At 41.1% G+C, this 25,826-nt stretch carries 25 protein-coding genes; 1 reads left to right on the top strand and 24 read right to left on the bottom strand.

Annotated features, from left to right (window positions below; genetic code table 11):
- Positions 1 to 145 precede the first annotated feature (145 nt).
- The 8 genes from ASU00_RS15425 to ASU00_RS15390 form a co-directional block, all read right to left on the bottom strand.
- Entirely contained in the window at positions 146 to 868 is a 723-nt protein-coding gene (locus tag ASU00_RS15425) for a hypothetical protein (protein WP_057914415.1), read from the bottom strand.
- A 16-nt stretch (positions 869 to 884) separates the two neighbouring features.
- The gene (locus ASU00_RS15420; protein ID WP_057914360.1) at positions 885 to 1,082 is read right to left on the bottom strand and encodes a DUF2768 domain-containing protein; all 198 of its coding nucleotides are present in this window, start codon (positions 1,080 to 1,082) and stop codon (positions 885 to 887) included.
- 205 nt (positions 1,083 to 1,287) lie between these two features.
- Positions 1,288 to 2,661, bottom strand: a complete 1,374-nt coding sequence (locus ASU00_RS15415; RefSeq protein WP_057914359.1) for a putrescine aminotransferase — start codon at positions 2,659 to 2,661, stop codon at positions 1,288 to 1,290.
- A gap of 276 nt (positions 2,662 to 2,937) precedes the next feature.
- On the bottom strand, positions 2,938 to 5,043 hold the full coding sequence (locus ASU00_RS15410; protein WP_057914414.1) for a sigma 54-interacting transcriptional regulator: 2,106 nt from the start codon (positions 5,041 to 5,043) through the stop codon (positions 2,938 to 2,940).
- Positions 5,044 to 5,448: 405 nt separating this feature from the next.
- Positions 5,449 to 6,786 carry an APC family permease gene (locus ASU00_RS15405; RefSeq protein ID WP_057914358.1) on the bottom strand — a complete coding sequence of 446 codons (1,338 nt, stop codon included), beginning with the start codon at positions 6,784 to 6,786 and terminating at the stop codon, positions 5,449 to 5,451.
- 399 nt (positions 6,787 to 7,185) lie between these two features.
- Complete coding sequence (locus tag ASU00_RS15400; protein WP_057914357.1) at positions 7,186 to 8,238, bottom strand: NAD(P)H-dependent glycerol-3-phosphate dehydrogenase; 1,053 nt, start codon at positions 8,236 to 8,238, stop codon at positions 7,186 to 7,188.
- A gap of 16 nt (positions 8,239 to 8,254) precedes the next feature.
- Entirely contained in the window at positions 8,255 to 9,565 is a 1,311-nt protein-coding gene (gene der, locus ASU00_RS15395) for a ribosome biogenesis GTPase Der (protein ID WP_057914356.1), read from the bottom strand.
- Between the two features lie 473 nt (positions 9,566 to 10,038).
- Positions 10,039 to 10,656, bottom strand: a complete 618-nt coding sequence (locus tag ASU00_RS15390) for a YphA family membrane protein (protein WP_057914355.1) — start codon at positions 10,654 to 10,656, stop codon at positions 10,039 to 10,041.
- Between the two features lie 133 nt (positions 10,657 to 10,789).
- Between ASU00_RS15390 and ASU00_RS24595 the strand changes: the two genes are divergently transcribed.
- Entirely contained in the window at positions 10,790 to 10,921 is a 132-nt protein-coding gene (locus ASU00_RS24595; RefSeq protein WP_082630364.1) for a YpzI family protein, read from the top strand.
- A 65-nt stretch (positions 10,922 to 10,986) separates the two neighbouring features.
- On the opposite strand, the gene fni is transcribed toward ASU00_RS24595, so the two are convergent.
- The 16 genes from fni to ASU00_RS15310 all read right to left on the bottom strand — a co-directional run bounded on the left by fni (position 10,987) and on the right by ASU00_RS15310 (position 25,728).
- The gene (fni, locus tag ASU00_RS15385) at positions 10,987 to 12,033 is read right to left on the bottom strand and encodes a type 2 isopentenyl-diphosphate Delta-isomerase (RefSeq protein WP_057914354.1); all 1,047 of its coding nucleotides are present in this window, start codon (positions 12,031 to 12,033) and stop codon (positions 10,987 to 10,989) included.
- Between the two features lie 19 nt (positions 12,034 to 12,052).
- On the bottom strand, positions 12,053 to 13,195 hold the full coding sequence (gene rpsA, locus ASU00_RS15380) for a 30S ribosomal protein S1 (protein ID WP_057914353.1): 1,143 nt from the start codon (positions 13,193 to 13,195) through the stop codon (positions 12,053 to 12,055).
- Between the two features lie 213 nt (positions 13,196 to 13,408).
- Positions 13,409 to 13,990 carry a lysophospholipid acyltransferase family protein gene (locus tag ASU00_RS15375; protein ID WP_057914413.1) on the bottom strand — a complete coding sequence of 194 codons (582 nt, stop codon included), beginning with the start codon at positions 13,988 to 13,990 and terminating at the stop codon, positions 13,409 to 13,411.
- 2 nt (positions 13,991 to 13,992) lie between these two features.
- Entirely contained in the window at positions 13,993 to 14,667 is a 675-nt protein-coding gene (gene cmk, locus ASU00_RS15370) for a (d)CMP kinase (protein WP_057914352.1), read from the bottom strand.
- 181 nt (positions 14,668 to 14,848) lie between these two features.
- A complete protein-coding gene (locus tag ASU00_RS15365) occupies positions 14,849 to 15,034 on the bottom strand; it encodes a YpfB family protein (protein ID WP_057914351.1) in 186 nt (61 codons plus the stop codon).
- A gap of 68 nt (positions 15,035 to 15,102) precedes the next feature.
- On the bottom strand, positions 15,103 to 15,762 hold the full coding sequence (locus ASU00_RS15360; RefSeq protein WP_057914350.1) for a flagellar brake protein: 660 nt from the start codon (positions 15,760 to 15,762) through the stop codon (positions 15,103 to 15,105).
- Between the two features lie 171 nt (positions 15,763 to 15,933).
- Positions 15,934 to 17,289: a germination protein YpeB gene (ypeB, locus tag ASU00_RS15355; RefSeq protein WP_057914349.1), complete on the bottom strand. Its 1,356-nt coding sequence runs from the start codon at positions 17,287 to 17,289 to the stop codon at positions 15,934 to 15,936.
- A gap of 14 nt (positions 17,290 to 17,303) precedes the next feature.
- Positions 17,304 to 18,137: a spore cortex-lytic enzyme gene (sleB, locus tag ASU00_RS15350; protein WP_057914348.1), complete on the bottom strand. Its 834-nt coding sequence runs from the start codon at positions 18,135 to 18,137 to the stop codon at positions 17,304 to 17,306.
- Between the two features lie 126 nt (positions 18,138 to 18,263).
- Complete coding sequence (gene prsW, locus ASU00_RS15345) at positions 18,264 to 18,950, bottom strand: glutamic-type intramembrane protease PrsW (protein WP_057914347.1); 687 nt, start codon at positions 18,948 to 18,950, stop codon at positions 18,264 to 18,266.
- 107 nt (positions 18,951 to 19,057) lie between these two features.
- Positions 19,058 to 20,023, bottom strand: coding sequence for an asparaginase (locus tag ASU00_RS15340; RefSeq protein ID WP_057914346.1), 966 nt, complete (start codon positions 20,021 to 20,023; stop codon positions 19,058 to 19,060).
- Positions 20,024 to 20,055: 32 nt separating this feature from the next.
- Positions 20,056 to 21,018: a YpdA family putative bacillithiol disulfide reductase gene (locus tag ASU00_RS15335; RefSeq protein ID WP_057914412.1), complete on the bottom strand. Its 963-nt coding sequence runs from the start codon at positions 21,016 to 21,018 to the stop codon at positions 20,056 to 20,058.
- A gap of 149 nt (positions 21,019 to 21,167) precedes the next feature.
- Positions 21,168 to 22,445 (bottom strand): Glu/Leu/Phe/Val family dehydrogenase, encoded by a 1,278-nt coding sequence (locus tag ASU00_RS15330; RefSeq protein ID WP_057914345.1) that lies wholly within the window; start codon positions 22,443 to 22,445, stop codon positions 21,168 to 21,170.
- Between the two features lie 259 nt (positions 22,446 to 22,704).
- On the bottom strand, positions 22,705 to 23,280 hold the full coding sequence (locus ASU00_RS15325; protein ID WP_057914344.1) for a genetic competence negative regulator: 576 nt from the start codon (positions 23,278 to 23,280) through the stop codon (positions 22,705 to 22,707).
- A gap of 88 nt (positions 23,281 to 23,368) precedes the next feature.
- Complete coding sequence (locus tag ASU00_RS15320) at positions 23,369 to 24,259, bottom strand: MerR family transcriptional regulator (protein ID WP_057914343.1); 891 nt, start codon at positions 24,257 to 24,259, stop codon at positions 23,369 to 23,371.
- Between the two features lie 98 nt (positions 24,260 to 24,357).
- Positions 24,358 to 25,173, bottom strand: coding sequence for a metallophosphoesterase (locus ASU00_RS15315; RefSeq protein WP_057914342.1), 816 nt, complete (start codon positions 25,171 to 25,173; stop codon positions 24,358 to 24,360).
- 96 nt (positions 25,174 to 25,269) lie between these two features.
- Positions 25,270 to 25,728, bottom strand: a complete 459-nt coding sequence (locus tag ASU00_RS15310; RefSeq protein ID WP_057914341.1) for a YpbF family protein — start codon at positions 25,726 to 25,728, stop codon at positions 25,270 to 25,272.
- Positions 25,729 to 25,826: the final 98 nt, after the last annotated feature.

The raw sequence follows: 25,826 nt of genomic DNA, 5'->3' as shown, positions 1-25,826 counted from the left end.
AAAATTTATTCCAATTATTTCCCTGGTTTCATCCCTTCCTCCACCAGAAATTTTATATAAGGGTTGTTATTTTAAAAGTAAGATGAAATGAAGATAAAGAAATAACCCTTCCCCTACAATATATTTTGTAGAAGAAGGGTTATGCCTATTTTGTAAGAAAAACTGGATTATTTGTTTTTGCATCAATTGTATACGGCAATGAATAAGCAGGAACGAACTCCGAATTTTGCACAAGCAGTTCCCTGATATCATCACCAGGCTTGATTTCTGCTTCATGTCCCTTCAAAGCTTCTAGTAAATCAGGGGTATAGTCCACAAAAATATTTCCTTGCCCATCGACTACAAGATATAGATCTCTTTGTGAGAAGGGGCTCGTGACCGTGGGTGCTTCCTTCAGACCCATTTTTTCATGATCGAGAGTAAATACATTATCGGATAACCTTTCCTTGAATGGCGGGTATCCGTTGCTCTGCTGATACGCTGTCAGTCTCAAGGAAACTTCCTGAATCTTCTGTGCCATCCTCACATCAAGCAATTTTACAGTCGGATCGTTCTCAACATCGACTAGGACATATTGAAAAATACCGCCAGATTCATAGGCATTTTCCGGCGATTCTGCCATGTACCTGGGAGAAATCTTGGAAAATTTAATAACATACTTTTGATAAATCGGTGTCTCGGCATCTTTTGTAACGATTGGCAATATGCCACCTTCATCTTTTTGAAATTGATCGACGGCACTTTGAACGGATTGCATTTGCTCTTTATAAGGCAGTTGATTTTGCATTTTTTGCTTCTCCGGATATAAACAGCCGGATAATGCGACCGAAATGGTTAATACACATAATATTTTGAAAAAATTCTTCATCATTTCCCCTCACCTATCAAGTGGTTGGCCCGCTAAGAACAACGACAATGATGATCAAGCCGGCTAGTATCATGAGTATGTATGCGATGATTGCTGACAAGCCTCGCCAAAAACCTTTAGACTTATATCGGCTTATGTAGATAAGAAATATCGAGATCGCCATAAAGCCCATAGCTATGAAGGATATCCACATTTTTTGCAGAGCAGGTGTCATATATTTATCACTCCTTTTTCCAGAAATTATTATAACATACCAAATTACGTTAAAGGAATTAAATCATTGTCGTAATGGCTCTTTTTCATGTATAAATCCGGCATCTTCATAAGTTGATTGCATATCCGCAGCACTGGAGCAAGACGTAAACAAACTCAAAAAGCAAAAAAGACAGCCCTAAGGCTGTCTTTTTTGCAGATACCGATTAAGCTAGAAGCGTTGGAAGCACTTCTTTGAACGCGTTAATCACTGTATCGACTTCATCCAATTTAATGGTCAATGATGGCTCGATCCTGATCGTTTTGGAGTTGATAAGCGTACCTGCCACCAAGATGCCTTTATCAAAGAGGGCTTTGGAAAATTCATAACCCACTTCGTCTTTATGGAACTCAATGCCGATCATCAACCCTTGACCACGGATCTCCAACACCTTGTCTTTATGCTCGTTAGCCGCTTCCCTTAAACCATTCAAGAAATATTCACCCACTTCTGCGGCACGCTCCGGTAGTTTTTCTTCCAAAAGCACGTCGATCGTAGCGATGGCCGCAGCACAAGCTAGTGGATTTCCTCCAAATGTTGTCGTATGCATGAATGGATTGTCGAACCAGCTTTTAAACACTTTCTCATTGGCTACAACGGCCCCTGCCGGCATCACCCCGCCACCGAATGCCTTCGCTAAGCAAATTATATCTGGAACAACATCATACAGCTCGGAGGCGAACATTTTACCAGTACGGCCCATTCCCGTTTGTACTTCATCCAAAATCAATAACGCATCATATTCGTCACATAATGCCCGAACCTGCTTTAAGTAACCTTGCGGAGGAAGGATGACCCCTCCCTCACCCTGGATAGGCTCCAACAGGACAGCAGCTACATCTTCTCCGACCAACGCACAACTTTCAAATGTTTTTCTCATCATATCCAGATCGCCGAAAGGTACATGACGCACCCCTGGTATCAATGGAATGAACGGTTTTCTGAACATGCCCTTTGCCGTTGCTGAGAGGGAACCTAGGCTTTTACCATGAAATGATTTCGTCGTGGAAATGATTGTGTATCTGTCACTGTACATTTTGGCCAGCTTTAGCGCAGCCTCCACGCTCTCGGTACCGCTGTTCGTAAAAAACGAGTATTTTAAATCTCCCGGGGTGATATCGGCAAGGATTTTTGCAAGCATCGCGCGTAATGGGTCAAGGAGATCCTGGCTATGAAGCGCTTGTCTTTGCAATTGATCCGTTACGGCCTTTACTACTTTAGGGTTACGATGGCCAACATTATAAATACCAAAGCCACCTAAACAATCAATATATTTTTTTCCATTAACATCCGTAAAACAGGAGTCTTGATCAGACCACTCCACCGCAGCGAATTGTGTGTCTTTTGTAACCGTCTTACGATATTCCAAGAATCCTGGATTAACATGGTTACGGAAATTCTCGACCGTTTCTCTTGTTACCCACTGAGCATCTTCTTTTGATATTTCTTTTTGTTCAATTAATTGAAGTACTTTTTTAATATAATCTTGGGTTGCTGATTGGTTAGCTTGAGCATTTTTACTTTCAACGTTAATTGACATTTTAAAATCTCCTTTTTTTATAACTTTAGTGGATGGTTAATGAAAATCGCTTCTTTTATGAAACTTTGATGCTTACCTCCCTTTTTTCTTATACTTACTAATCAAGCAAGAACCATGCCAAATTAATTAACCTATAAAAGCGCATTCCTTTTGATAATCCTCTCTAAAAATATGCAAAATTGCATATCATAGTTCACTTTGCATAATCATCCTGTAATATCGTTTATAAAAAAAGCCGCTGACAAGTGATTTTCATCACTCGACAACGGCATTTATTCAATATGCATTATTTTCGATTCGCTTATTCTGTTCAGCTAACACCTTTTGATACTTCCTGCTCACTGACGATTGACTTATCCCGAGCGCTTTTGCCGCTTTGGTCGTAGTTTTATACTGTTTCATCGCAAGCATGATCAATTGCTCTTCGACATGATCCTGTGCTTCCTGCAGAGGAATAATTCTCGTAATGATGGGTTTCGTTTGTTTAAAGTCACTGCCGACAGGAATGTACCGTTGAATGAAGTCAGCATCGATCATCTCTTCATCTGCAGATACAACCAATCTTTCAATCATGTTTTGCAACTCACGAATGTTCCCGGGCCAAGTATAGACTTCTAGTATATTCAGGGCATCGGGGGAAAAGTGGTAATTCCGGTGATACCTTTCATTCAGTTTTTGCAGGAAATGAAAGGCTAGCGGCGGTATATCTTCAGGTCTTTCCCTTAAAGGAGGCACATGTATGGGAATGACGTTCAATCGGTAGAATAAATCTTCTCTGAACGTCCCCATCTCGACCATTTTTTCCAGGCTCTTGTTCGTGGCCGCAACAATTTGAACATCAATGGAAATGGGGGTAGTGCTGCCAATCGGGATCACTTCTTGTTCCTGGAGAACACGCAGCAGCTTGACTTGCAGTTGTATAGGCATGTCACCCACTTCATCAAGGAATAAAACACCTTTATTAGCCTGTTGAAAGTATCCTACCTTGCCATTTTTATCCGCACCTGTAAAGGAACCCTTCGTATAACCGAACAGTTCACTTTCGAGGAGGTTTTCTGGAATCGCCCCGCAATTGATCTTCAGGAAAGGTTGCTTGGACCGCCTGCCCATTTTATGAATGGCTTCAGCTATCACTTCTTTACCTACCCCCGACTCCCCATTGATTAATACAGTAGATGAAAAATGAGCGATTTTCTTGACTTGGCTGATGATTTGCTCCATTTTAGGACTTGCAAAGATCAACTCTTTATAAAATTGATCTTGTTTTTTGAATGAGTCCAGTTCTTTCCTCATTTCATTTAATTCCGATTTCAATTGTGTCGTCTCCGTTATGTCTCTTGATGCGATGACGATACGGTCTATATCCCCTTTTTCATTGAAAACGGGGGTCCCGACCGAAAGGACTTTCTTATTCATTTTCGTATCTTGGACAATCGATACTTTCTTTTTTTGTTCAAGAACTAATCGGGTAACCGAAGGATTAAAGATCCCTTCATCTTCTAATTGCAAGAGGTTCGTCCCGATGTAATCTTTTAAGTCCTTTCCCCAGAAGCCTGAGATGATCCGGTCACTGTAGCGCAGCAGCTCACCTTTTTGATTGACTACCAATATTTCATCATAGATATTCGCTAAAATGGCATTTAAATCTTTGTTCGAGCTTTTTATCAATTCTATTTCCATGGCCATCTCCTCAACCATCGGTAAATCCTGGACGATGATGATCAGGCCTTCTACTTCTTTTTGATGGTTTAGAATTGGGCTATAGTCGACAAGCACACTCATGACATCAGTAATCTCCAACTGATTCAGAATGCTGCCACCGCTTGCAAACACGCTATGTATATGCTGCTTATTGAAAATGTTGACAGCAGGTTCATTAAGGACTCGTTCAGCAGACTTTTTTATCATCTTCAAGCCTGATTCATTGAAGTTCACGATATTTCTGTCTTTATCAGCCACAAAAATCCCCATCGGAATGGAGGTTAAAATGACTTTTAGTAAATCTAAATTTTGTTTGCTGTCCTGCTTGAATAATTCAGCTAACACATCTTCCCTTTTTACATAACCGGTAAGCAGACCCTCATCCGTTTTTATTAGGACGATAGGTTCACCGATGATTTGAAACAGAAGCGGCAAGGATATGTTAGGCGTCAATTTACAGACATTATCAATTGAAAATGCATACTGTAAAAGCTGATCGGCTGTCGTTATTGTTTCATTAAACGGGAGGTCATCCATGCGGATATACGCAAACACTTGATTTTCCTTCATAAGAAAGAAGAAAGGTTCCTCTATCTTAAGAATATTTTGGACTGAAAGTGCAGGCTGATCAATTGTTATAGTTATGAATGGTCTAATTTTATCATCCGGAATAGATAACACAATTTCACTCTCCTTTTGTAACCTACCCTTTATTTTATCATAATTCTGAATTGCAAGATAAAAAATAACATGCTCCAATAGCATATCCATCATTCACCATTTTTCAATCCATATGAAAAGGGTCCTTTAACTGGACCCTTTTGACCTAAAAACCATATTATTATTTTCCGTTGGACAAAAGCCCGTTCAGCTTTTTCTTATTATTTGCTGATCATGAATTCCTTGAATTAGCTTGTTATGGTTCGTGAATGTTCATCCTCCTCAGGTTGTCTGAATCAACTTCTTACTTTATCTGCTTCAATAACCCTTTCGAAGGTGGATACATTTGTATCCGAGTCGTTATCGACCGCTTCATTTTCCCATCAGCTTTTATAACAACCTCCTTCGTTCAAGAATTGATTAGATTCATTGTGCTTCTTCAAAATGGAATAGCGGAGGAGATTCCGTAAACCATTTTGTTCGATAGAGAAGATACCCAATCCCAATGACGGCCCAGGTAATTCCTAGAATCAAGGAGCTCATTTCGAGATTAAGCCAGAGGATGAAGACCGATGCTGCACCTATAACAGGGGACAGAATAGTTGAAAGAAACCCTTTAATCGTTCTGAAGGTTTTGTTCCTTACCGCATGGACGATTACGCATATATTCACGAAAGTAAAAGCAATTAACGCCCCAAAGTTTATGAGCGAAGTGGCCGTAACCAAATCAAGGAACAAGGCAACCAATGATATGATTCCGACAAATATGACATTAAAAAACGGCGTACTGTATTTAGGGTGGATAAACCCAAATAGTTTCTTCGGGATCATTTGGTCACGCCCCATGACATATAAGAGCCTAGAAACACTAGCATGAGATGCAAGCCCGGAGGCAAGGGTACCACATAATGTTCCAGCAAGAAAGAAAGCCTGAAATAATTTTCCGCCAACGAATAGGGCAATTTCCGGGGAGGCTGCTTCCGTATCGCTAAAACGGGAAACATCAGGGAAAAATAGCTGTGTAAAGAATGATGCAGTCACAAATAAAACCCCTCCGATGAGGGCAGTCAAAAAGATCGCTCGGGGAACCGTTTTGGATGGATTCGGTGTTTCTTCCGATAATGTCGTAACTGCATCGAACCCCAAGAAAGAAAAACAAAGGATCGTAGCACCAGCTATGAGCGTCGAGACTTCAGTATGAGGACTGATGAATGGCTGAACCGAAAAGACCTCTCCAGTCCCTTCTCCACCCATGACCCCTTTAACGACAAGTGTGACAAAAATAACGATGACCAACATTTGAAAAAAAACAAGAAAGCTATTAAAGTTTGCTGCAAAATTAACATTGAATAAGTTAATGACTGTCATTAAAAGGACAAATGCCAACACCCATATCCACGGGTTTACTTGCGGAAAAAGGGCAGATAAGTATATTTTGGTTAAAATTCCGTTCACCATCGGTAAAAATAAATAATCAAGCAGCGAAGACCACCCTACAAGGAAGCCTATATGTGGATTGATCGTTTTTTGGGTGTACGTGTACGATGAACCTGCCTGCGGATAAATTTTCACCATTTTCCCATAACTGGCTGCCGTAAACAACATGGCTAAAAGAGCAATGACATAAGCGGTCGGCACATGCCCGCCCGTTTTTTCGGAAACAATCCCGAATGTATCAAAAACAACCATCGGCGTCATATATCCAACACCTAGCAGTACGATTTGCCATAGGTTCAAAGACCTTTTCAATTTACCTGTTTGCATGTATCATTCCCCTTTCTTCTTTAGCCAGAAAAATCAGTCAACTTTTCCATCTTCCTTTATAATTTTTTTCAGTCATATTACACTTCGCAATTTTCATACCAAAAAAAAGCGTCGATTTTTACCAAAAAACAAGGAAATAAGGAGAATACTTCATGCAAATTTGAATAACCTATTCAATTATTCATAATCCCCAAAGTTAGGTAAAAGAGAACAGATCATTTTTTGCCCATAAAAAAAAGCAGAAGATATCAAGATATCTTCTGCTCATTTGACTAAATCCCCCGTGCCGAGGTCAAATTACTAGTTTACTTTCGTTGCATTGTATGCTGAGACCATGCAACATGCATCATCGAATGCCTAATTTAATGAAATTCTTTTATTAAATTAAACGATTTCTTGTTAATCCTGCTGCCTGCTATCCAATATGTTATAAAGTTCTTCCATTTCATTCGTTTTAGAACGATTCATCAAAAGGTCAACAGCCTTCTTCACTTCTTCCCCATTGAATAAGACATCATAAAGGGCTTCAGTAATCGGCATATTCACTTCGTACTTTTGTGCTAGTTGATAGGCGGCTTTAGTCGTTCTGACCCCTTCAACCACCATCCCCATGTTTTCCAACACTTCTTCGAGTTTTTGCCCTTTTCCAAGCATATTCCCTGCTCTCCAATTACGGGAATGGACGCTTGTACACGTGACGATTAAATCGCCAATCCCGGCTAATCCTGAAAAAGTAAGCGGGTTGGCACCCATGGCCACCCCTAAACGGGAGATTTCAGCCAACCCACGGGTCATTAAGGCCGCCTTGGCATTATCGCCATAGCCTAACCCGTCGGTAATACCTGAAGCCAAAGCAATTATGTTCTTCAAGGCCCCGCCAATTTCAACACCAATCAAATCCGGATTCGTATAGACGCGGAAATTATTGTTGATGAAGAGGTCCTGAGCCTTTTCGGCCGCCTTCATATTTTTTGAGGAAACGGCAACTGTCGTTGGGTGACGGAGGCTGACTTCTTCAGCATGGCTTGGACCTGAAAGAACGACGATATCATTTAACCAATCCGAGGAAGAAACTTCTTCAATCATTTCAGAAATGCGAAGCAGGGAATCCGGTTCAATCCCCTTACTCACATGAACAATTGTCAATGGTTTATCATGAGCCGCTTCGATCTGTCCAAGCACTTCCCGAAAAGCTTTGGTCGGAACTGCCAAAATGATCATTTCAATTCCTGCCAATGCTTCCTTCATGGAAGAATACCCTACTATCCCTTTAGGCAGGTCAATTCCAGGCAAGTATTTCCCATTCGTATGATGTTGGTTTATTTCTTCGATTTGCTTCGGATTATGTCCCCATAATCTTACTTCATGCTGGTTATCAGCTAGTACCATCGCTAAAGCAGTTCCCCAGCTACCTGCACCAATGACTGCGATGCTTTCTTTTGCTTTCACCATTGTATGACTCCCTTTACTATTTTCTTTGGCGTCCAAAAATCCGAATTGGTGTTCCTTCAAAACCAAAGGCATCCCTAATTCGATTCTCTAAAAATCTTTCATAGGAGAAATGCAATAACTCAGGATCATTAACGAATACAACGAAAGTAGGCGGCTTGATCGCTACCTGGGTCGTATAATAGATTTTCAAACGGTTCCCGTTATGGGTTGGTGTAGGATTCATCGCCACGGCATCCATGACCACTTCATTCAATACATTTGTCTGAACACGGATGGCATGGTTTTCACTAGCCTGATCGATGACAGGAATTAACGTATGAGTCCGTTTTTTAGTTAAAGCGGAAAGATAGATGATTGGTGCATAATCCAAGAATAGGAAATGGGCACGGATTTTTTCTTCAAAATCCTTCATCGTTTTTTCATCTTTCTCGATTGCATCCCATTTATTGACGACGATGATAACCGCCCTGCCCGCTTCATGGGCATAACCGGCAATTTTTTTATCTTGCTCACGAATGCCTTCTTCAGCGTTTAAAACGACAAGAACGACGTCTGAGCGTTCAATTGCCCTTAATGCACGAAGTACGCTGTATTTTTCCGTGCTTTCATACACCTTACCTTTTTTCCTCATTCCAGCGGTATCAATAATGACATACTCTTTACCGTTGTATTTATAAGGGGAATCGATCGCATCACGAGTCGTACCCTCAATTTCACTTACGATAACACGATCTTCCCCCAACAATGCGTTGACCAAAGATGATTTACCTACATTCGGTCTTCCGATCAAGCTGAATTTAATGACATCATCTGCATAATCCTGCCCGCTGAATTTAGGGAAGTGTTTCGCAGCTTCATCTAGAAGGTCACCAAGACCGAGTCCGTGTGATCCGGAAATCGGGAATGGATCGCCAAAACCTAACGCGTAGAAATCATAAATTTGGTCTCTCATTTCGGGATTATCGACTTTATTTACCGCAAGGACAACCGGCTTCCTGGATTTAAAGAGAATCTTGGCAACCTCTTCATCCGCAGATGTTACTCCCTCACGGCCATTCGTCATAAAGATTATCACATCGGCCTCGTCGATGGCAATTTCAGCCTGCTGGCGAATTTGTTCAAGAAACGGCTCATCACCGATATCTATTCCACCTGTATCAATGATGTTAAAATCATGTGTCAACCATTCACCTGAACTATATATCCTGTCGCGTGTCACTCCTGGCACGTCTTCGACAATCGAAACCCGTTCTCCCACTATTCTATTAAAGATCGTCGATTTACCTACGTTCGGACGACCGACTATCGCAATTACCGGTTTTGGCATTGCTATTCACCCTTTCTGCTACTATATCTCTGTCAAAGTCACGAAATCCATGAATGCATGTCTTAAAAATTGCGTTGCATCATTGTTTTTCATTATTTCCTATTCAAGGAAAAGACTGTATCCATCATCTTATAAAGGAAACTTCCATCAGGACTACATGCACAACTGATGATCAGTTAAACGTATCAAGGATTTACAGGCAGTTTGTCCACTTTTTTTCCCAGTGGACCGACTGCTTGCTAAAACGTGATTATATACAGCCCAAAAAAATGAAGAAAGCTCTAAATCATCTGCTTCCTTATTAATTGTTTAAAGCACTTTACGATTTATATACAGACCTCTAACTACCCTATAGTAACAAATTTCGTGCCAATCAACAATGATTGTATAAATAAAAGCCTGCCATTCCAATTTACTCCAATTTACAAGCATCATTTAGATAAGAATGGCCACTCTTCCCACCTTCCTTTTCATTAATTAAAGTTCTCTTTTCGCTGTTTTGATAAGAACCTCGATTGGGACGCTAAATAGATGTATTGTCCGAAAATCTCAAACATGCGCCAGAGAATATTTGCGCCCAATACCAGCACTGCATTATCATGCCATGCGAATGTAAGGGCCACATAAGGCAAAGAATGATAAACCATTAATAGTGAATAAATAATATCCCCCATAATCAAACCAATTAAAAGGACAAACAACCGATGTTTCCAATTCTTAAAAAGTAATAGGATAAGATAATTCAGAAAGAAGCACAGGAGATAGGAGGGTTTCATAATGAGCCATATCGGATCTAGTAAAGAAAAAAGCTGAAAACTGGCATAAGCGAGCGTAACGATAAGACAGCCGCAGATCAGCTCCATGATTTTGAATGTCGATTGCTTCCTACTATACACACAAAGTATCAAGAAAAGGTAGAGACCGCTCAAATGCAAGGAAAGCAAGGAAATCTCCAACTTATATTCCGCTAATAACATGACGGCCAAAAGATGAAATAGAAAATCAAACCGATATGGGACCGTTTTCGGAATAAAAAACATGACAAATACCCAAACTATCCATGACATCCAATAAAACAATATTCCATCCATGCAGCGTCCCCCTTTTAGGTAACATTATGGCTAGATTATCCTAAAATTAAACGTAAAGTCCTGCTTTTAATGAGGAGTCGCAATAGTTATAGGATAAAAAGTTCCTGATTTATTAATAAAAGGAGGTGTTAACATGGGCAAAGATAGGCAAGAGAAAAAATTGAAAGCAAGTGAACGGGTTGAGTCAGATAGGGACCAATCCTTGAAGTATGATGGGGCAACAAAAATGGAAAGTCCCGAAGATGCACGAAAAAGAAATAGCTAATTCCATGGAAACGAAAAGAAGCATCTCAATGCTCATTCCAATTGAGATGCTTCTTTCTATGGATATCATCTTGCATATGTGGAGCAATCAATTCCCCTTTGCGTTAACCAATGGTAGGTATCACCTGAAATTACCAGCTTCGATTTCCTTAATTGTCCGATATTGCAGCAGCCGAGTGCAGTCATGATGATTTTTAAATCATCATGTATGTAGGTTATTTCTTTAATCAATTGTAAAAGACCTAACTCTTTATGCACCTTGAGAAAATGACCGGCCAAACCGACACCTTTCGCTCCTAACCCAAGGCATTTTGCGATTTCCAGAGAATTACGAATGCCGCCCGAACCAATCACCGAAAGCTCTGGTGAAACATTAACCGCTTCCACGATTGAAGCAGCCGTCGGAATGCCCCATTCATTAAAATAACCGAGTACTTTCGCTCGCCTTTCATTCTCGATTTTAGCAAAATTCGTTCCGCCAAAACCGCCTACATCAATGATTGAAACACCAACGGAAAGTAATTGCTTCACCGTTTCCTTACTCATCCCGAATCCTACCTCTTTTACGATGACAGGAACTCCGATGCTGTTGTTGATTTTTTCTATTCTAGTAAGGGTTCCGGCAAAGTCCCTATCTCCTTCAGGCATCGTCAGCTCCTGTATCGTGTTGATGTGAATCTGCAAGGCATTTGCCTCGATCATGTCGATCGCTCGCATTGCTTGGTCGACAGTTGCTTCACCACCGAGATTGCCAATCAGCACGCCAGCAGGATTCTCTTGTCTAACGACCTTAAAAGATGCCTGCTGGTGAGGATCCTTGATCGCAGCCATCTGAGAACCGACCGCCATGGCAATACCCGTTTCCTTTGCAGCTAGGGCAAGATCACCATTTATCTTTTCCGTTTCGGCGCCCCCGCCTCCGGTCATCGCATTTATAAAAATTGGCGAACTTAATTCAAGTTCGCCAATTTCCGCTGTGAGTGATGCATTATTCAAAGAAATTCCTGGTAAGCTTTGGTGAATAAACGAAATATCTTCTAGTCCGGACTTATGCTGCTGACCTGTTTTTAGCGCAAATTCTATATGATCTAATTTTCGTTTTTCTCTCTCCAAGGCTATCACCATTATTATCTTATTTTAGTTTTTTCAATTGATCACCGATCATTTCACCTAGTTGAAAACCCTTTGTTTCTTCAGGAAGTTCATAATTCGATGTGTTGTAATTGGAGGATTGGGGTTCCTCCAGTTCTTTAATGCTCAATGATAATCGCTGTTCCCCTTCATTGACATCAAGGACCTTAACCTCGACGGACTGGCCTTCTTTAAGCACTTCCTGTGGTGTGGCAATATGTTTATGTGAGATTTGTGAGATATGAACAAGCCCTTCCACCCCAGGGAAAATCTCCACGAATGCCCCGAATGAAACAAGGCGCTTAACGATCCCCTCTTGTGTCGAGCCTTTTGTTGCTTTTTCAGCGATGTCAGCCCATGGTCCTGGAAGGGTATCCTTGATGGAAAGTGAGATCCTCTCATTATCACGATCTATAGAAAGCACCTTCACCCGTACCTTATCTCCTTCGGAAACGACATCGGAAGCCTTGTCGACATGCTGATGGGAAAGTTGGGAAATGTGGACAAGACCATCCACGCCGCCAATATCTACGAAAGCTCCAAAATCGGTGATTCTTTGTACCACACCCTCGAGCACTCGACCGCTTTCAAGATTATCGAGAACATTTGCCTTTTGTTTTTCTTTTTGCTCTTGTACTACGGCCCGATGTGAGAGAATTAAGCGATTCTTGTCTTTCTCAAGCTCAACGATCTTGAATGTTAAAGTTTTGTTTTTGTAATCAGAAAAGTCTTCAACAAAATAGTCTTCTACTAGAGAAGCCGGAACGAAACCACGTACGCCTAGATCCACAACAAGGCCGCCTTTGACGACATCTTTCACTTCTGCCTCAAATACGTCACCGTTTTCAAACTTCAGTTCCAGGTCATCCCATGCTTTCAGCGCGTCGATTTTGCGTTTTGATAGAATAAGAGCTTCTTCCTCGACTTTAATCACTTCAAGCTCCAATACATCCCCTTCCGAAACGGCATCTGATGCCTTTTCGACATGAAGGCTGGACAGCTCGCTGATGGGAATGATTCCACCCGACTTGCTGTTTTCAACATCGACAATGACCTGTTTTTCTTCTACCTTTGAAACGGTTGCTTTCACTTGATCCCCAACTTTGTAATTGTTCACTTCTACCTGGTTCATATCTTCTGTCATTACTAACTCCTCCTTAACCCATGACTGATCAGCAATCTTCCTCTTCATCGGCCACATATTTTATTTAAGTGGTTCAATAAAAACACTTTCCTAATAAAGATAAAAACTGTCTTTTAGAATAATTAGGCAATCTTCCTTTTCATCCCCAATAAGGAACATTACCCCCTATTTTATAAATTCTAACAAAATCAGAAAATTGTCAAGTATGAAGGACTATTTATGCTCTGAAATCAATTTTCCGATCTGGTCCATGATGATCTTGGTTGCTTCATCGGCAGAAATTTTCTGTTCGCGATATTCATTGAAAGGGATAGGAGGACCGTAAACGACCTTCAATGGGCTTAAAAGCTTATACGGGCCGATGATCGCACAAGGTATGATCACGGCATCAGATCGCAATGCGAAAAATCCGGCACCTGCCAACCCTTCTCCCAATTCACCCGTCTTACTTCTCGTTCCCTCAGGAAACAGCCCAATCGCCTTTCCTTCTTTCAAAAGCTTTAAACCCTTTCTAAGGGATTCACGATCGCTATTGCCCCGTTTGACGGGAAAAGCATTTACTTTAGGTAATATACTTTTCAAAACAGGTGCTTGAAACAGCTCTTCCTTTGCCATGAAATGAATATCCCTTGAAGAGGTCATGCCAACTACAGGAGGATCCAAATTATCAATGTGATTGGCACAGATCAAGACTCCGCCCTTTTTAGGAATATGTTCCTTTCCTAATGTCTTAACCCTATACGCAGGCATTAAAACGCCTTTTACGACGTTTTTGGCAAATGTGTAAAAATCCAATTTCATCTTTTCCTCTCTTCTATTAAAGACATGATACTTTCGGCCACTTCATGAATCGATAAGGAAGTCGTATCGATTTCGATAGCATCTGCCGCCTTTTTAAGGGGAGATACCTCGCGTTCCGAGTCGAGCTTGTCCCTTGTGGCGATTTCTTCCCTCAACTTTTCAATGTCTGATGGGAAGCCTTTCAATAAATTTTCCTGATGCCTCCGCTGTGCCCTTTCATCCACTGAAGCAATTAGAAATACTTTAACTTCGGCTTTCGGTAAAACATGTGTGCCGATATCCCTCCCGTCCATGACGACTCCACCATTTTCACCAAAAATCTGCTGCCTGCGCACCATTTCTTCGCGGATGCTCCGGTGCTTCGCCACTTCCGATACAGATCCAGTCACTTCATTGTTTCTGATTTGGGCTGTCACGTCCTCATTGTCCAAAAACACCAATTGTCCGGTTTCACTCGGTCTTAGTTCGATTTCCGACTTGAGGAGTACTTCAAATAGTGCTGGTTCATCACTCAGTAAAATCTGTTCATTAATGGCCTTATAGGTAAGTGCCCTATACATTGCTCCTGTATCCACATATATGTAGTTGAACTTTTCTGCAACAATTTTAGCAACCGTGCTTTTTCCAGCAGCAGCTGGTCCGTCGATTGCAACTGATATTTTTTTTTCCATAAATCCTCCCAAGAATCCTACAATCATGCTGATTATTTAATACCCTTTCATTTTATCACAACTGGCGCGAAAATCATTAATAAAAGGACGTGTACGATCAAAATCCCCCTTCGATTTGTTCCGCCCTCAATAGTTTTCCTTTAACCCAAAGCTTCATGCAAAAAAAAGCGGGCACACCGCTTTATTTTGAGGTCCCATTGAATGTTTCAATGATCTTCGTATAGTTATTGCTCGTGACGCCTTCATATTTCGAGAGCTTGGTCAATTCAAAGATTTGATCGTCCCTGCTTAAAAGGAACTGAAATAAAAATAAGCAGGCCAATTGAATTAGAATCACTTTAATTAATAGTCTTTCAAATGTTTTCATATTCCGCTCCTTCCATCCTGATTATATTAGCAGTATGGATGGAATCATCGTTTTTCATTCAATCCGCGTCAAACATACAACCCTTTTTTCTTCAAATCGACCTGCTTTTCAAAAATGAATCTCATTAATGTTTGTACATCATTTTTTGTCGGCTCAAGAAATTGGATATGTAATAGCATATTGCCATGATCCTTTTCCGTTAACCGAATGACTTTGCTTCTCAAGCGTAAATAATGGATTTCCCCTGATTTTAGCGGAAGTGCAATCCATAGGAATAATTGTGAAGCCGATTGGACGGTCGCCCCTTTTAAAAGCCTAATGGAAGCTCCGCCAGCACTGATATCCTCCGTTAATGCTCGAAATGGAGTAAACTCTGCATATTCTGGATGGATGGCGGCATCAAGCGTTACATCCAGTCGCACGTACTGCCTTCGTTGAATTTTCACAAACGTGTCCATATGTGGCAGCGACAGCTGTATCATCGGTATTCTGCCTTTCACTTTACCAAGCACTTCAGAACCAAAAACATATACAGCCTGATCCTCGTTTGAGATTGTGACGTCCAACTGTGTCCCGTCGATCAGGAAGGCCAGTTTTCCTGTATCCAAATTGATGGGAAAGTCAATGTACACACACCCCGGTTCCATTTCGACAACCATACATTTAAACTTTTCCTTCTGGGTGGAGTACTTCTGTTCGAGCATTAACATATCACCAATTTTAATCATCGCGATCACATTCCTTTATGATAGCCGGTAATGATTTTTCGGACAACATCCCATTACCCGCCAATTTTCCCATTTAACTTAATAATGATTTATATTATTATGTCATGAAATGAGAAAAAGGAAAAGTGACTAGGCACTTTTCCCCATTGCAAAGTGAAGCTGGATAATAAACTAGATTAAATTCTCGTATACCGGTTCGGAATTCTTCAATTTCTCTACCTTTTCTTCTTGGCCAGTATCGGCATTAATGAAAATACGGTATGTATCTTCCTTAATTGTACCAAGAAATTCAAAACAAAGAACTTCTTTGCCAAGATCATTAATGATTAGTGCTTTTCCCTCTTCCATGATCTTTACATTTACGTTGATTTTATCCCTGGCTTCTTTCTCGGATATTGTAGGAGTGGCGATTTCCCTCGTTTTATGTGCTTTTAAATACTCATCCGCCGAGAATCCTATAACAGCACCGTCATCCAATGCGATTTTGATCTTGACTGAATCTGGATAAATCTTGACACCATTCTCGGAGGACACGAAATTCAATAAAGCGATGTTATCGTACTGTGCGCTCTCGAATAACTCAAGTGAATTGAAATCATGTTCTTTAAGAAATTCTTGGGCTTTTGTATAGGCTTGATTCAGATCGATATTTGTTTTGTTAACATCCCTATTATTGATATACCAGATAGGGTAACCGCCTTTTTTCGTCAAATCCATATTCAATTCTGCATTGGAATCTTTATCCAAAATACTAACGCTATAAAAACCATAACCGGAGCCTTTTCCGTTTTCTTCCACATTAACTTCCACATTTCCACTTTTTGAATGTGTATAACTTTTTGCCGTAGCAATCGCTTCTTTTTTAGAAATCGGTTTACCTTGTAAATTTTTAAAGTTTTCATCCCTTTGTTCGGATGAGGTGAAGGTCGGATTCATTTCATTCGCTTCCCCATACCCGGTAACTTTTTTCTCGACCGTCTTCAATCCGTCAATGATCGTGTTATCCGAATTTTCTTTTCCGGTTGCAAGGGCCATTTCCACATCCATCCATCTTAAATGGTTTTTGAGGGTTAAATATTGCACCTTCCTCAATTCGCCCTGTACATCTGCTGCCTGTGCATACAAGGATTGTAAAGTTGAATATTCCTGATCATTCAACGGTTCCTTTTCAAGGTCACGTACAGCTGTTTTATAACTGAAGTCCGCAATTTTCGATAAAAATTCTTCCGTCTTATTAAAAGGAAGCAGGGTCAAAGGCAACTGTCCGACATCGCTTTGGGCTTCTGAAGTGATCCTCCAAACATCCGTTAATGCTGGACTTAATGAATGTCGTGTATTCATCGCCAACGTACTTCCTACCTTATCGTGCAATAAATCCACTTGATAGCTTAAATCATGAAAGGCGCGCTGATACGAATTTTCAGCATGGATTAATACAGCATTTTTTTCCTTATGTTCTTGGTAACCCCAGAATGCAGTTCCTGCTACACCTACAACAAGCAGGGCAATGACTATATTCCTGATCATGTACATCCACCTCTTTAATTACAAAAGATATGTTTTCCGATTTTTTTGATTTGCGGTCTCGACCAAATCCATTTGCTCGTTGCCGTTTCGGGATTAAAGTAATATTCGGCATTCTCACTTGGATCCCACCCATTGATGGCATCCACGACAGCTTCTTTTGCCCGTTCGTTCGGGGTCAGCCATATCTGCCCATCCGCAACAGCGGTAAAGGCCCCAGGTTCAAAAATCACGCCCGAAATCGAGTTAGGGAAAGCGGCACTTTCCACCCTGTTTAAAATGACCGCTGCAACGGCAACCTGCCCCGTATATGGCTCACCACGAGACTCCCCATAAACGGCATTGGCCATCAGCTGTATATCGTTTTGAGAATAACCGCCTGGAAGATTGGCTGATGTCGTTGTATCGGAAGGTGTCTTTTTGGAAGCGGACCCACCAGATCCATTTCCTTTCGCTTTTACCTGATTTTCAATGGGGACTCCCCCATAATAGGTGAACTCGTTTCCTTTATTGATCTGCTCATGAACCCATGCTTTATTGAAATTAGACGCATTCGTCAACTTCTGTTTGGTTGTTGCTCCTGCGATACCATCGATCGGCAGCCCGAAATCTTGTTGAAAGTTCCGGAGTGCCCAATAAGTGCCCCATCCGTAAACCCCATCAATCTTTCCACGATAGTAACCGATGTTTTGCAAGCGTGCCTGTAGTTCGATTACATCATCTCCAACCGCACCTTTTTGAATGATTTGGCTCGAAAAGGCATTTGTTCTTGCTTCCGGGTAAATTCCGAAACATATTGTTATACACGAAAACAGCAAAAGCCATTTCCATTTTGACGAAATTCCTTTCATCAAAAACACTCCTCTTTTTCTTGAATTAATGTAATTCTATTTTCTTCTTACCTGTCTTTTTTATTCCAATCCATAAAAAAAACAGAGCGGGCAAAATATGCCAACACTCCGTTTAGTAGATTTCCATCATTTGCTTATAAATTGATTTCGAGACAGTTTTTCTGCATGAAAATCAGATAATATTCGGGCTTTTTTCACTTTTTTCATCCCTAACCACCAAAGGTAAATCATAAAGGGCATAATGAAGTATATCCAGAATTTTTGGGACACTAAAATATAGTCATACACACCATGTAATGATATCGGGATGACTAGTGCCAACAATAAATAAGATCTATTATTTGAGGCCGAAAATTTTGCCTTGCCCAAGTAATACCCCATAATGACACCGAACAAGGCATGACTGGATACAGGAAGAACGGCTCTGATAAAAGCATGTTCCACTCCATTTGCCAGCAAATATAAAATATTCTCCATCGTTGCGAATCCAAGCGATACGGCCGCACCGTACACGATCCCGTCATATGGCTCATCGAAGGCTACATGCTGATAGATAACATATATGAGGATGAACCACTTGAAGAATTCCTCAAGCAATGCTGCCCATAAAAAGGCATTTGCTAAGTCTGTATTCAAAATATGCTCCGTTTCAAGCACATATTGTATGAACATAATCGGCAATACGAGAAAGACGCCGAATAAAAAAGTTTTGACCACAACCGATATCGGTTCTGTTTCATATTGATCCTTCAAATAAAAATAGCTGAGAAGCGCCAATCCTGGCGCAATAGCCGCTGACATCATGACCAGCATTAGCTGACCCTCTTTTCCTCTTCTTTTCCTTAATCGTAACATGGAATGAAGAAAAACTAAATCCAAGAATCAAGTCTTCCAGCATTTATTTTACCGTATCTATACATTCAGTACTTAAAGAAGGTTTCATCGACTGCGTTTTCGCTTGCCAGCACGACAGCCAGCTTGATCCTGGCCTTCTTGCTGTCATAATCGGCACCTAATATCACGCCGCGCTGCTTCAAATCGAAGGCACTGCCTTCATAATCATAGGCTGGATAAACCTTTCCTTCTTCAGCGCTTGTAGTCATGACGATCGTGATGCCTTGATCGATGGAAGCTTGAATCGAGTGTACCATCTCCGGCGTAACCTGCCCCCTGCCCACACCTTCAAGCACGATCCCCATCGCACCGTTATTGACCGCTGACTCGATAAAGAGGCCATCAGCTCCCGTATGGCACTTGATGATATCCACTCTCGGGATGCGGTTATGAGTCTCATAATACTCCCTATGTAACGGTTTTTGGTAGATGCTGACGACATCGTTATCAATTATGCCTAAATATCCATAACCAAAAGATTCGAACCCTTGTAAATTGGAAGCATGTACCTTTTTAACATATTTTGCAGAATAAATCCTCTCGTTAAACACGACCACCACACCTACATCCTTGAGCAGGTCACTCGCAGCGCATAAGATCGAATTCCTTAAATTCGAATATACATCAGTTCCAACTTCTTTTGGAGAACGCTGTGATCCCGTTACAACGATCGGTCGTTGATCTTTATTCGTAATATCAAGGAAATATGCCGTTTCCTCCAATGTATCCGTACCATGGGTCACGACTATTCCCGTAACTTGCGGGTCTTCCAATTCTTTTTTTATCGCTAGTTTAAGTTTTTCCATTTTCCCAAATGTCATGGACATACTTGAAATCTGGAAAAGGTCGACCACTTTAACCTCGATATCGTTGGGTAATTCACAAATGGATGCCAATTCCTGCCCGCTCAACGCACCAGAAGCTAACATACCGTTCGTGGTTTCTTTACTGGCAATGGTCCCGCCTGTCGTTATCAATGATATTTTCTCCATGCTCCTGTAAGCTCCTTTTCATTGACTTAGCTTTATTTATCGATCAAATGCTTGGCAATCAAACCGCCATGGAACCTGCCGTTTTCAATGAAGATTTCGTTGGCATTATTCCCAGCTGCAAGAACTCCGGCAATATAGATTCCTTTGACGTTCGTCTCCATCGTTTCCTCGTTATAGGTTGGCCTTCCCGTTACCTTATCAATATTTATGCCCATTGAAGCTAAAAAGGAATGATCCGGATGGTACCCCGTCATCGCAAACACAAAATCATTTTTTATCTCCTTTTCTTCTTCATCCACATGGTATATGACGCGATCTTCCGTAATTCTGTCGACGTTCGCATTAAATTCCATCTTGATTGTTCCATTGCGTACCAAAGCTTCGAATTCCGGGAGTATCCATGGTTTGATGCTTGGGGAATATTCGGTTCCCCTATAGAGGACGGTCACTCGTGCACCGGATTTGACCAATTCCAGCGCCGCATCCACACTTGAGTTTTTACCGCCAATCACTGCAACATCACATTTAAAGTAAGGGTGACCCTCCTTGAAATAATGAAACACTTTCGGGAGCTGTTCGCCAGGTATGCACATATAATTCGGATGATCGTAATATCCTGTCGCGACAATCACCTGCAAGGCTGAATAGTCACCTTTGGTTGTCTTAACGGAAAATTTCCCATCTACCCGTTTCTCCACCATTTCCACTTTTTCGAATTTGTTGACCCGTAAGTCTTTCCTTCTGACCACCTCCCGATAATAGGCAAGTGCCTGGCTACGAACGGGTTTTCGGTTTTCAATAATAAACGCGGTATCGCCGATTTCCAATTTCTCGCTTGAACTGAAAAAAGTTTGGTGTGTAGGATAACGATGGATTGAATCCACCACGTTGCCTTTTTCGATAATCAGGGACTGTATTCCCGCTTCTTTAAGCGCGATTGCAGCAGCCAATCCACAAGGGCCCCCACCTATGATAATGACTTCTTCAACATTCATTTTCACTCCACTGCCTTTCCATACACTGTGTAATTCGTTCATCAAACATAAAAACTCCTATCAATACATGATAGGAGTTTTTACAAATCATTTCAATAATAATGCAATGAACACATTTTTATCTATTTGCCATAGATGATTTACAGCTGTTAGATCCAACCGCGGAAGCGTGAAGCTTCAGCCATTTTCCTTACGCCAATCATATATGCCGCTAAACGCATATCAACACGTCTCGATTGTGCGAGTTCATAGATATTATTAAAAGATTTCACAAGGATTTTTTCCAGTTTTTCGTCCACTTCTTCTTCAGACCAGTAGTACCCTTGATTGTTTTGTACCCACTCGAAGTACGAAACCGTAACTCCGCCAGCAGAAGCCAGGACATCAGGAACAAGCAGGATGCCGCGGTCCGTTAGGATTTGTGTCGCTTCGATTGTCGTAGGTCCATTTGCTGCCTCGACCACGATCGAAGCTTTAATATCAGCCGCATTTTCTTCGGTGATTTGGTTTTCGATTGCAGCCGGGACCAAAATGTCACATTCCAATTCAAGCAGTTCTTTATTCGAGATTGTGGTTTTGAACAGCTTCGTTACGGTTCCGAAACTATCTCTCCGGTCAAGAAGATAATCGATATCCAAGCCTTCAGGGTCATGAAGAGCACCGTATGCATCTGAAATCCCAATCACCTTAGCACCTGCATCATGCATGAATTTAGCCAAGAAACTTCCTGCATTACCAAACCCTTGAATGACGACACGTGCCCCTTTAATATCAATGCCGCGCTTCTTGGCAGCCTCATTGATACAAATCGTTACACCCTTAGCTGTTGCTGATTCACGGCCATGAGAACCACCCAGTACAAGCGGTTTACCCGTAATGAATCCTGGTGAGTTGAATTCATCCATACGGCTGTATTCATCCATCATCCAAGCCATGATCTGAGAATTCGTAAATACATCAGGTGCCGGGATATCTTTAGTCGGCCCGACGATTTGGCTGATTGCGCGAACATAGCCCCGGCTTAGTCTTTCCAATTCACGGAAGGACATATTACGAGGATCACAAACGATACCGCCTTTACCACCGCCATAAGGCAAATCAACGATACCGCATTTCAAGCTCATCCAAATGGATAATGCCTTCACTTCACGTTCCGTTACATCAGGGTGAAAACGGATACCACCCTTAGTTGGCCCCACAGCATCATTATGCTGTGCCCTATAACCTGTGAAGATTTTTACAGAACCATCGTCCATGCGAACCGGTATCTTTACCGTCAATAAGCGCAATGGTTCCTTCAACAGCTCGTAAACTTCCTCCGGGTAACCAAGCTTATCCAAAGCTTTATGTATGACAGTTTGAGTGGATCTCAATACATCATGTTTTTCTTCTTCATTTACGTGGCCATTGCCTTTTGCCGATTCCATTAAAAGTACCTCCTAGAAAATCTCATCCGTATATTTAAATTATAATAAACAAATAGTCCTCTTCATGTGCTAGTATACACCTTCGTTACATTTATGCAAGAGTAAAAATGGGAAATTAAAAGTTGGAAATATTCAAATAATGAAACCGTTATCATGCCGATTGTAATCCGAATCATTACTTCTTCCAAAAAGGTGAGACAATCCAGACAAACCGCATGATTTTCGACGATGTGCCTGTCTTGTCTCCTTGTCTTTGCAGCTAACTAAAGTGTGAAATCAAAACATGTATCGCATCATTCTCGATGATACATGTTCCATATTCATTGATACGGCAAAGAGTGAGCGTTGAAGCATGGCCATACTCGGCAGCTAAGGAAATGACCATGTCATAGGTCGTGTCTTTGACATTTTCGATAAGTAAATAATACTTTCCCTCATAATGATAAAGATTACTTTTTAGTAAGCCTTGTATAGATAATCTATGAGATAATTGGACAATATCCTCGAACTCATCAAAAACATACAAAATATGGGGGAAATCATCGATTTTCACTTGTAAATCCAAGAATTCATCTTCGTCAGCCAATAATTCTTCTTCATCCTTTGTAACGATGATGATCAGGCCTTGGGCTGGCAGGGAAAATATCTCGATTGCAATGGAACCACTCATTTTAAAGCTGAGTTCTTCGCACGCTTCTTCGACCATATCCTGAAATAGCTTATGGACCTTTAAAGAGTTCCCTAAAATATCTTCTTTGGTAATCCCTCTATCAATTAAATCATCAAGGGTCAAAAAAATCTTGATTTTATTATTAGTTAATCGCTCCAGCTTCATAAAAAAATGCCCCCTGGTTACCATCTTCATACATCATATGAAGCCTTGGTCGCAGGGTGCATATCCACTATTCCGCTTAAATATGTCACTAAACCTTCAGCCATTTTTCCCAATCTGCTTGCGTTTCCCCCATCACTACATCGCATAGAGCTTCACGCTTTTCTTCGGATAAAAGGCTAAGCGCCGCTCCTCCAACACCTACCTTCACATCCGGGAATCTGCTTTTTAACGCTTCAACAAGCTGTAGCGTAGCTTCAAGGTTTTGTTGCAGTGAACATGACATGAATAGATATCGGGGCTTTATAATTTCCAATACGGCAAAAAGATCGTTATCGGCAATGGATTCCCCCAAATAAATGGTTTCATACCCTTTCCGTTTCAAAAAAATCGTGAAAATCAGCAGACCGAACTCATGCTTTTCACCCGGGGCACAAACAGTTAGAGCTTTAGGAAGAAAGCCATTGGTCGGTATCGTATGCATGATCGAACTGATTCTTGCCTTTAAGATGTTCGACGCGAAGTGTTCATGAGCGGAAGTGATTTCTCCTTTTTCCCATTTATCGCCTAATAGAACTAGGATGGAACCAAGAACATTCACTATCGTATGTTCAATTGTATACATACTGAAGGCTTGGCTGATCAGCATTTGCGCTTTATTTTCATTGAAATTCAATAAGGCTTCAACCAAGTCATCGGAAAGCTTGATCGTCTGCTCATCCTTCCGGTTTTCCGTTAATCCACGTTCTTCAGACCCACTGCTTTCAAGAAGGGACACGGCTTGGCTTATCGTGAAGCCTTGTTCGGTTTTATTGATGAGCCATTTAAGGGATTGCAAATGTTTTTCCGTATACAGCCTGTGGCCTGACTCATTTCTGACAGGTTCGATGAACTTATAGCGCCTTTCCCATGCCCTTAGCGTGCCTGGCTGAATGTTTAGCAATTTTGAAACTGCCTTTATATTATATTTACCTTCTTGCATCGTTTACTCAAGGCCTCCAATAATTGAACGTTCATTTTGACATTATAGTGGATTCTTTTTTACCTGTAAAATTACGATATGCTGCCGTTAAAAACCGCTTAATAGGCCTTCTCCACCGCTTCGCCCATTTCCGTTCGTTTTCCCCTTTTCAAAGTGAATAGGTGCGTTTCCGGCCTAGCCTCAAGCCTTAAAGGGACAGCGCTTGTCCCATAGCCATTGCTCGTCACATACAAGCAGTTTCCTTCTCTTCTTATACCGCCGATCTGATACGGACCGAAGCCAAACAGTCGAATTTGCCCACCGTGGGTATGACCTGATAGAACAAGGCTGATCCGGTGTTCAGGCATGAGCTGTTCCTTGACCAAAGGGTTATGACTCACCAAAACCCTAAATGGTTCATTCCCGCAATCCGAAAGGGCAAGGTCAAGCCTATCTCGTTCTTCCGTGATATCGTCAATGCCCAATAAAGCGATTTGCTTGCCGTTTTGAGACTCAAAGGAAACAGCTGTATTATCAAGGATCTTTACCCCGTGCTTTAGAAGCGTTGCATCCAATTCATGGAAATCACCTTCGTAATCATTATTTCCCCATACAAAATAAAGGGGACCAAGCTCTTTCAATTTCAAAAGGTTTTTTTCCACACGCAAAAGAGGCACCCCGCCTTCTCTTAAGTCCCCGCCGATAATTACCAAATCTACTTTTCCAAGTGCGCCTTCAATCAATCGATCCGAAATGATCCTTCGATGAATATCCGATATGAAAAAAATCCGCATATCGCCAAACCCTTCAGGAAAGTTATTGAAATATAAATGTTGAAAAATCAACCTATCTTGCATAGCCGTTCGCCACATGTAAAATACCAAGACAAACAACACCACGATGATGAAAATGAATAATCCAGATACCCATAACATTTTTCATTAAACCTTCTTTCCATTCTAAGCCCGAGCGTTACCTTCATGTAACCATAATTTCATGTGACCCGCAATCATATACCATTTAACTTGCCATCATTTATTTTCATGATATAAGTTTATATCAAAATTTTTCTTCATCATTTCAAAAACCTTATGGCGGCTTTTCCACTCTTCCTCTTTTTCCCACAGTTGCTTGCTTTTATTAATGATCTCACAACGAAGTAGCTGGAACTCTTTTTCCGCTTTATCAAGGTTTTTCTTGATCATCACCATATATCCATAAAGCCCAATAGCCGCAGCCAAGAAAAGAAAATGGCTGAAATGGTCGACGAAAACACTAAACATAGTAAAAAAAGAATAGGAATAAGGTATCACAATATAAAGATAAAGGTAAATCAAAAAAAAAGCGGCAACAATCATGGTCGCCCACAAGCTTTTTAGGTGCTTCTTTTTTAGAGCCTCGAACTTTTTTTTTCGGTCCACGACATTCTGCAGCATTTGTTTTGTTGCTTGGTCCGTCTTTTCATCCAATAAAATGATTGTCGATTCCATTCTTTTTCCCCCTTCATTCTCTTAAAGACATGATATGAAGCTGTCCAGAAAAAAATGATTAAGTGCCCATCCATCAAGATTTTGCCGTATACGGAAAG

The organism is Peribacillus muralis (assembly GCF_001439925.1).
In the GTDB taxonomy this organism is placed as follows: domain Bacteria; phylum Bacillota; class Bacilli; order Bacillales; family DSM-1321; genus Peribacillus; species Peribacillus muralis.
This window is presented reverse-complemented; position numbering and strand designations above follow the sequence as displayed.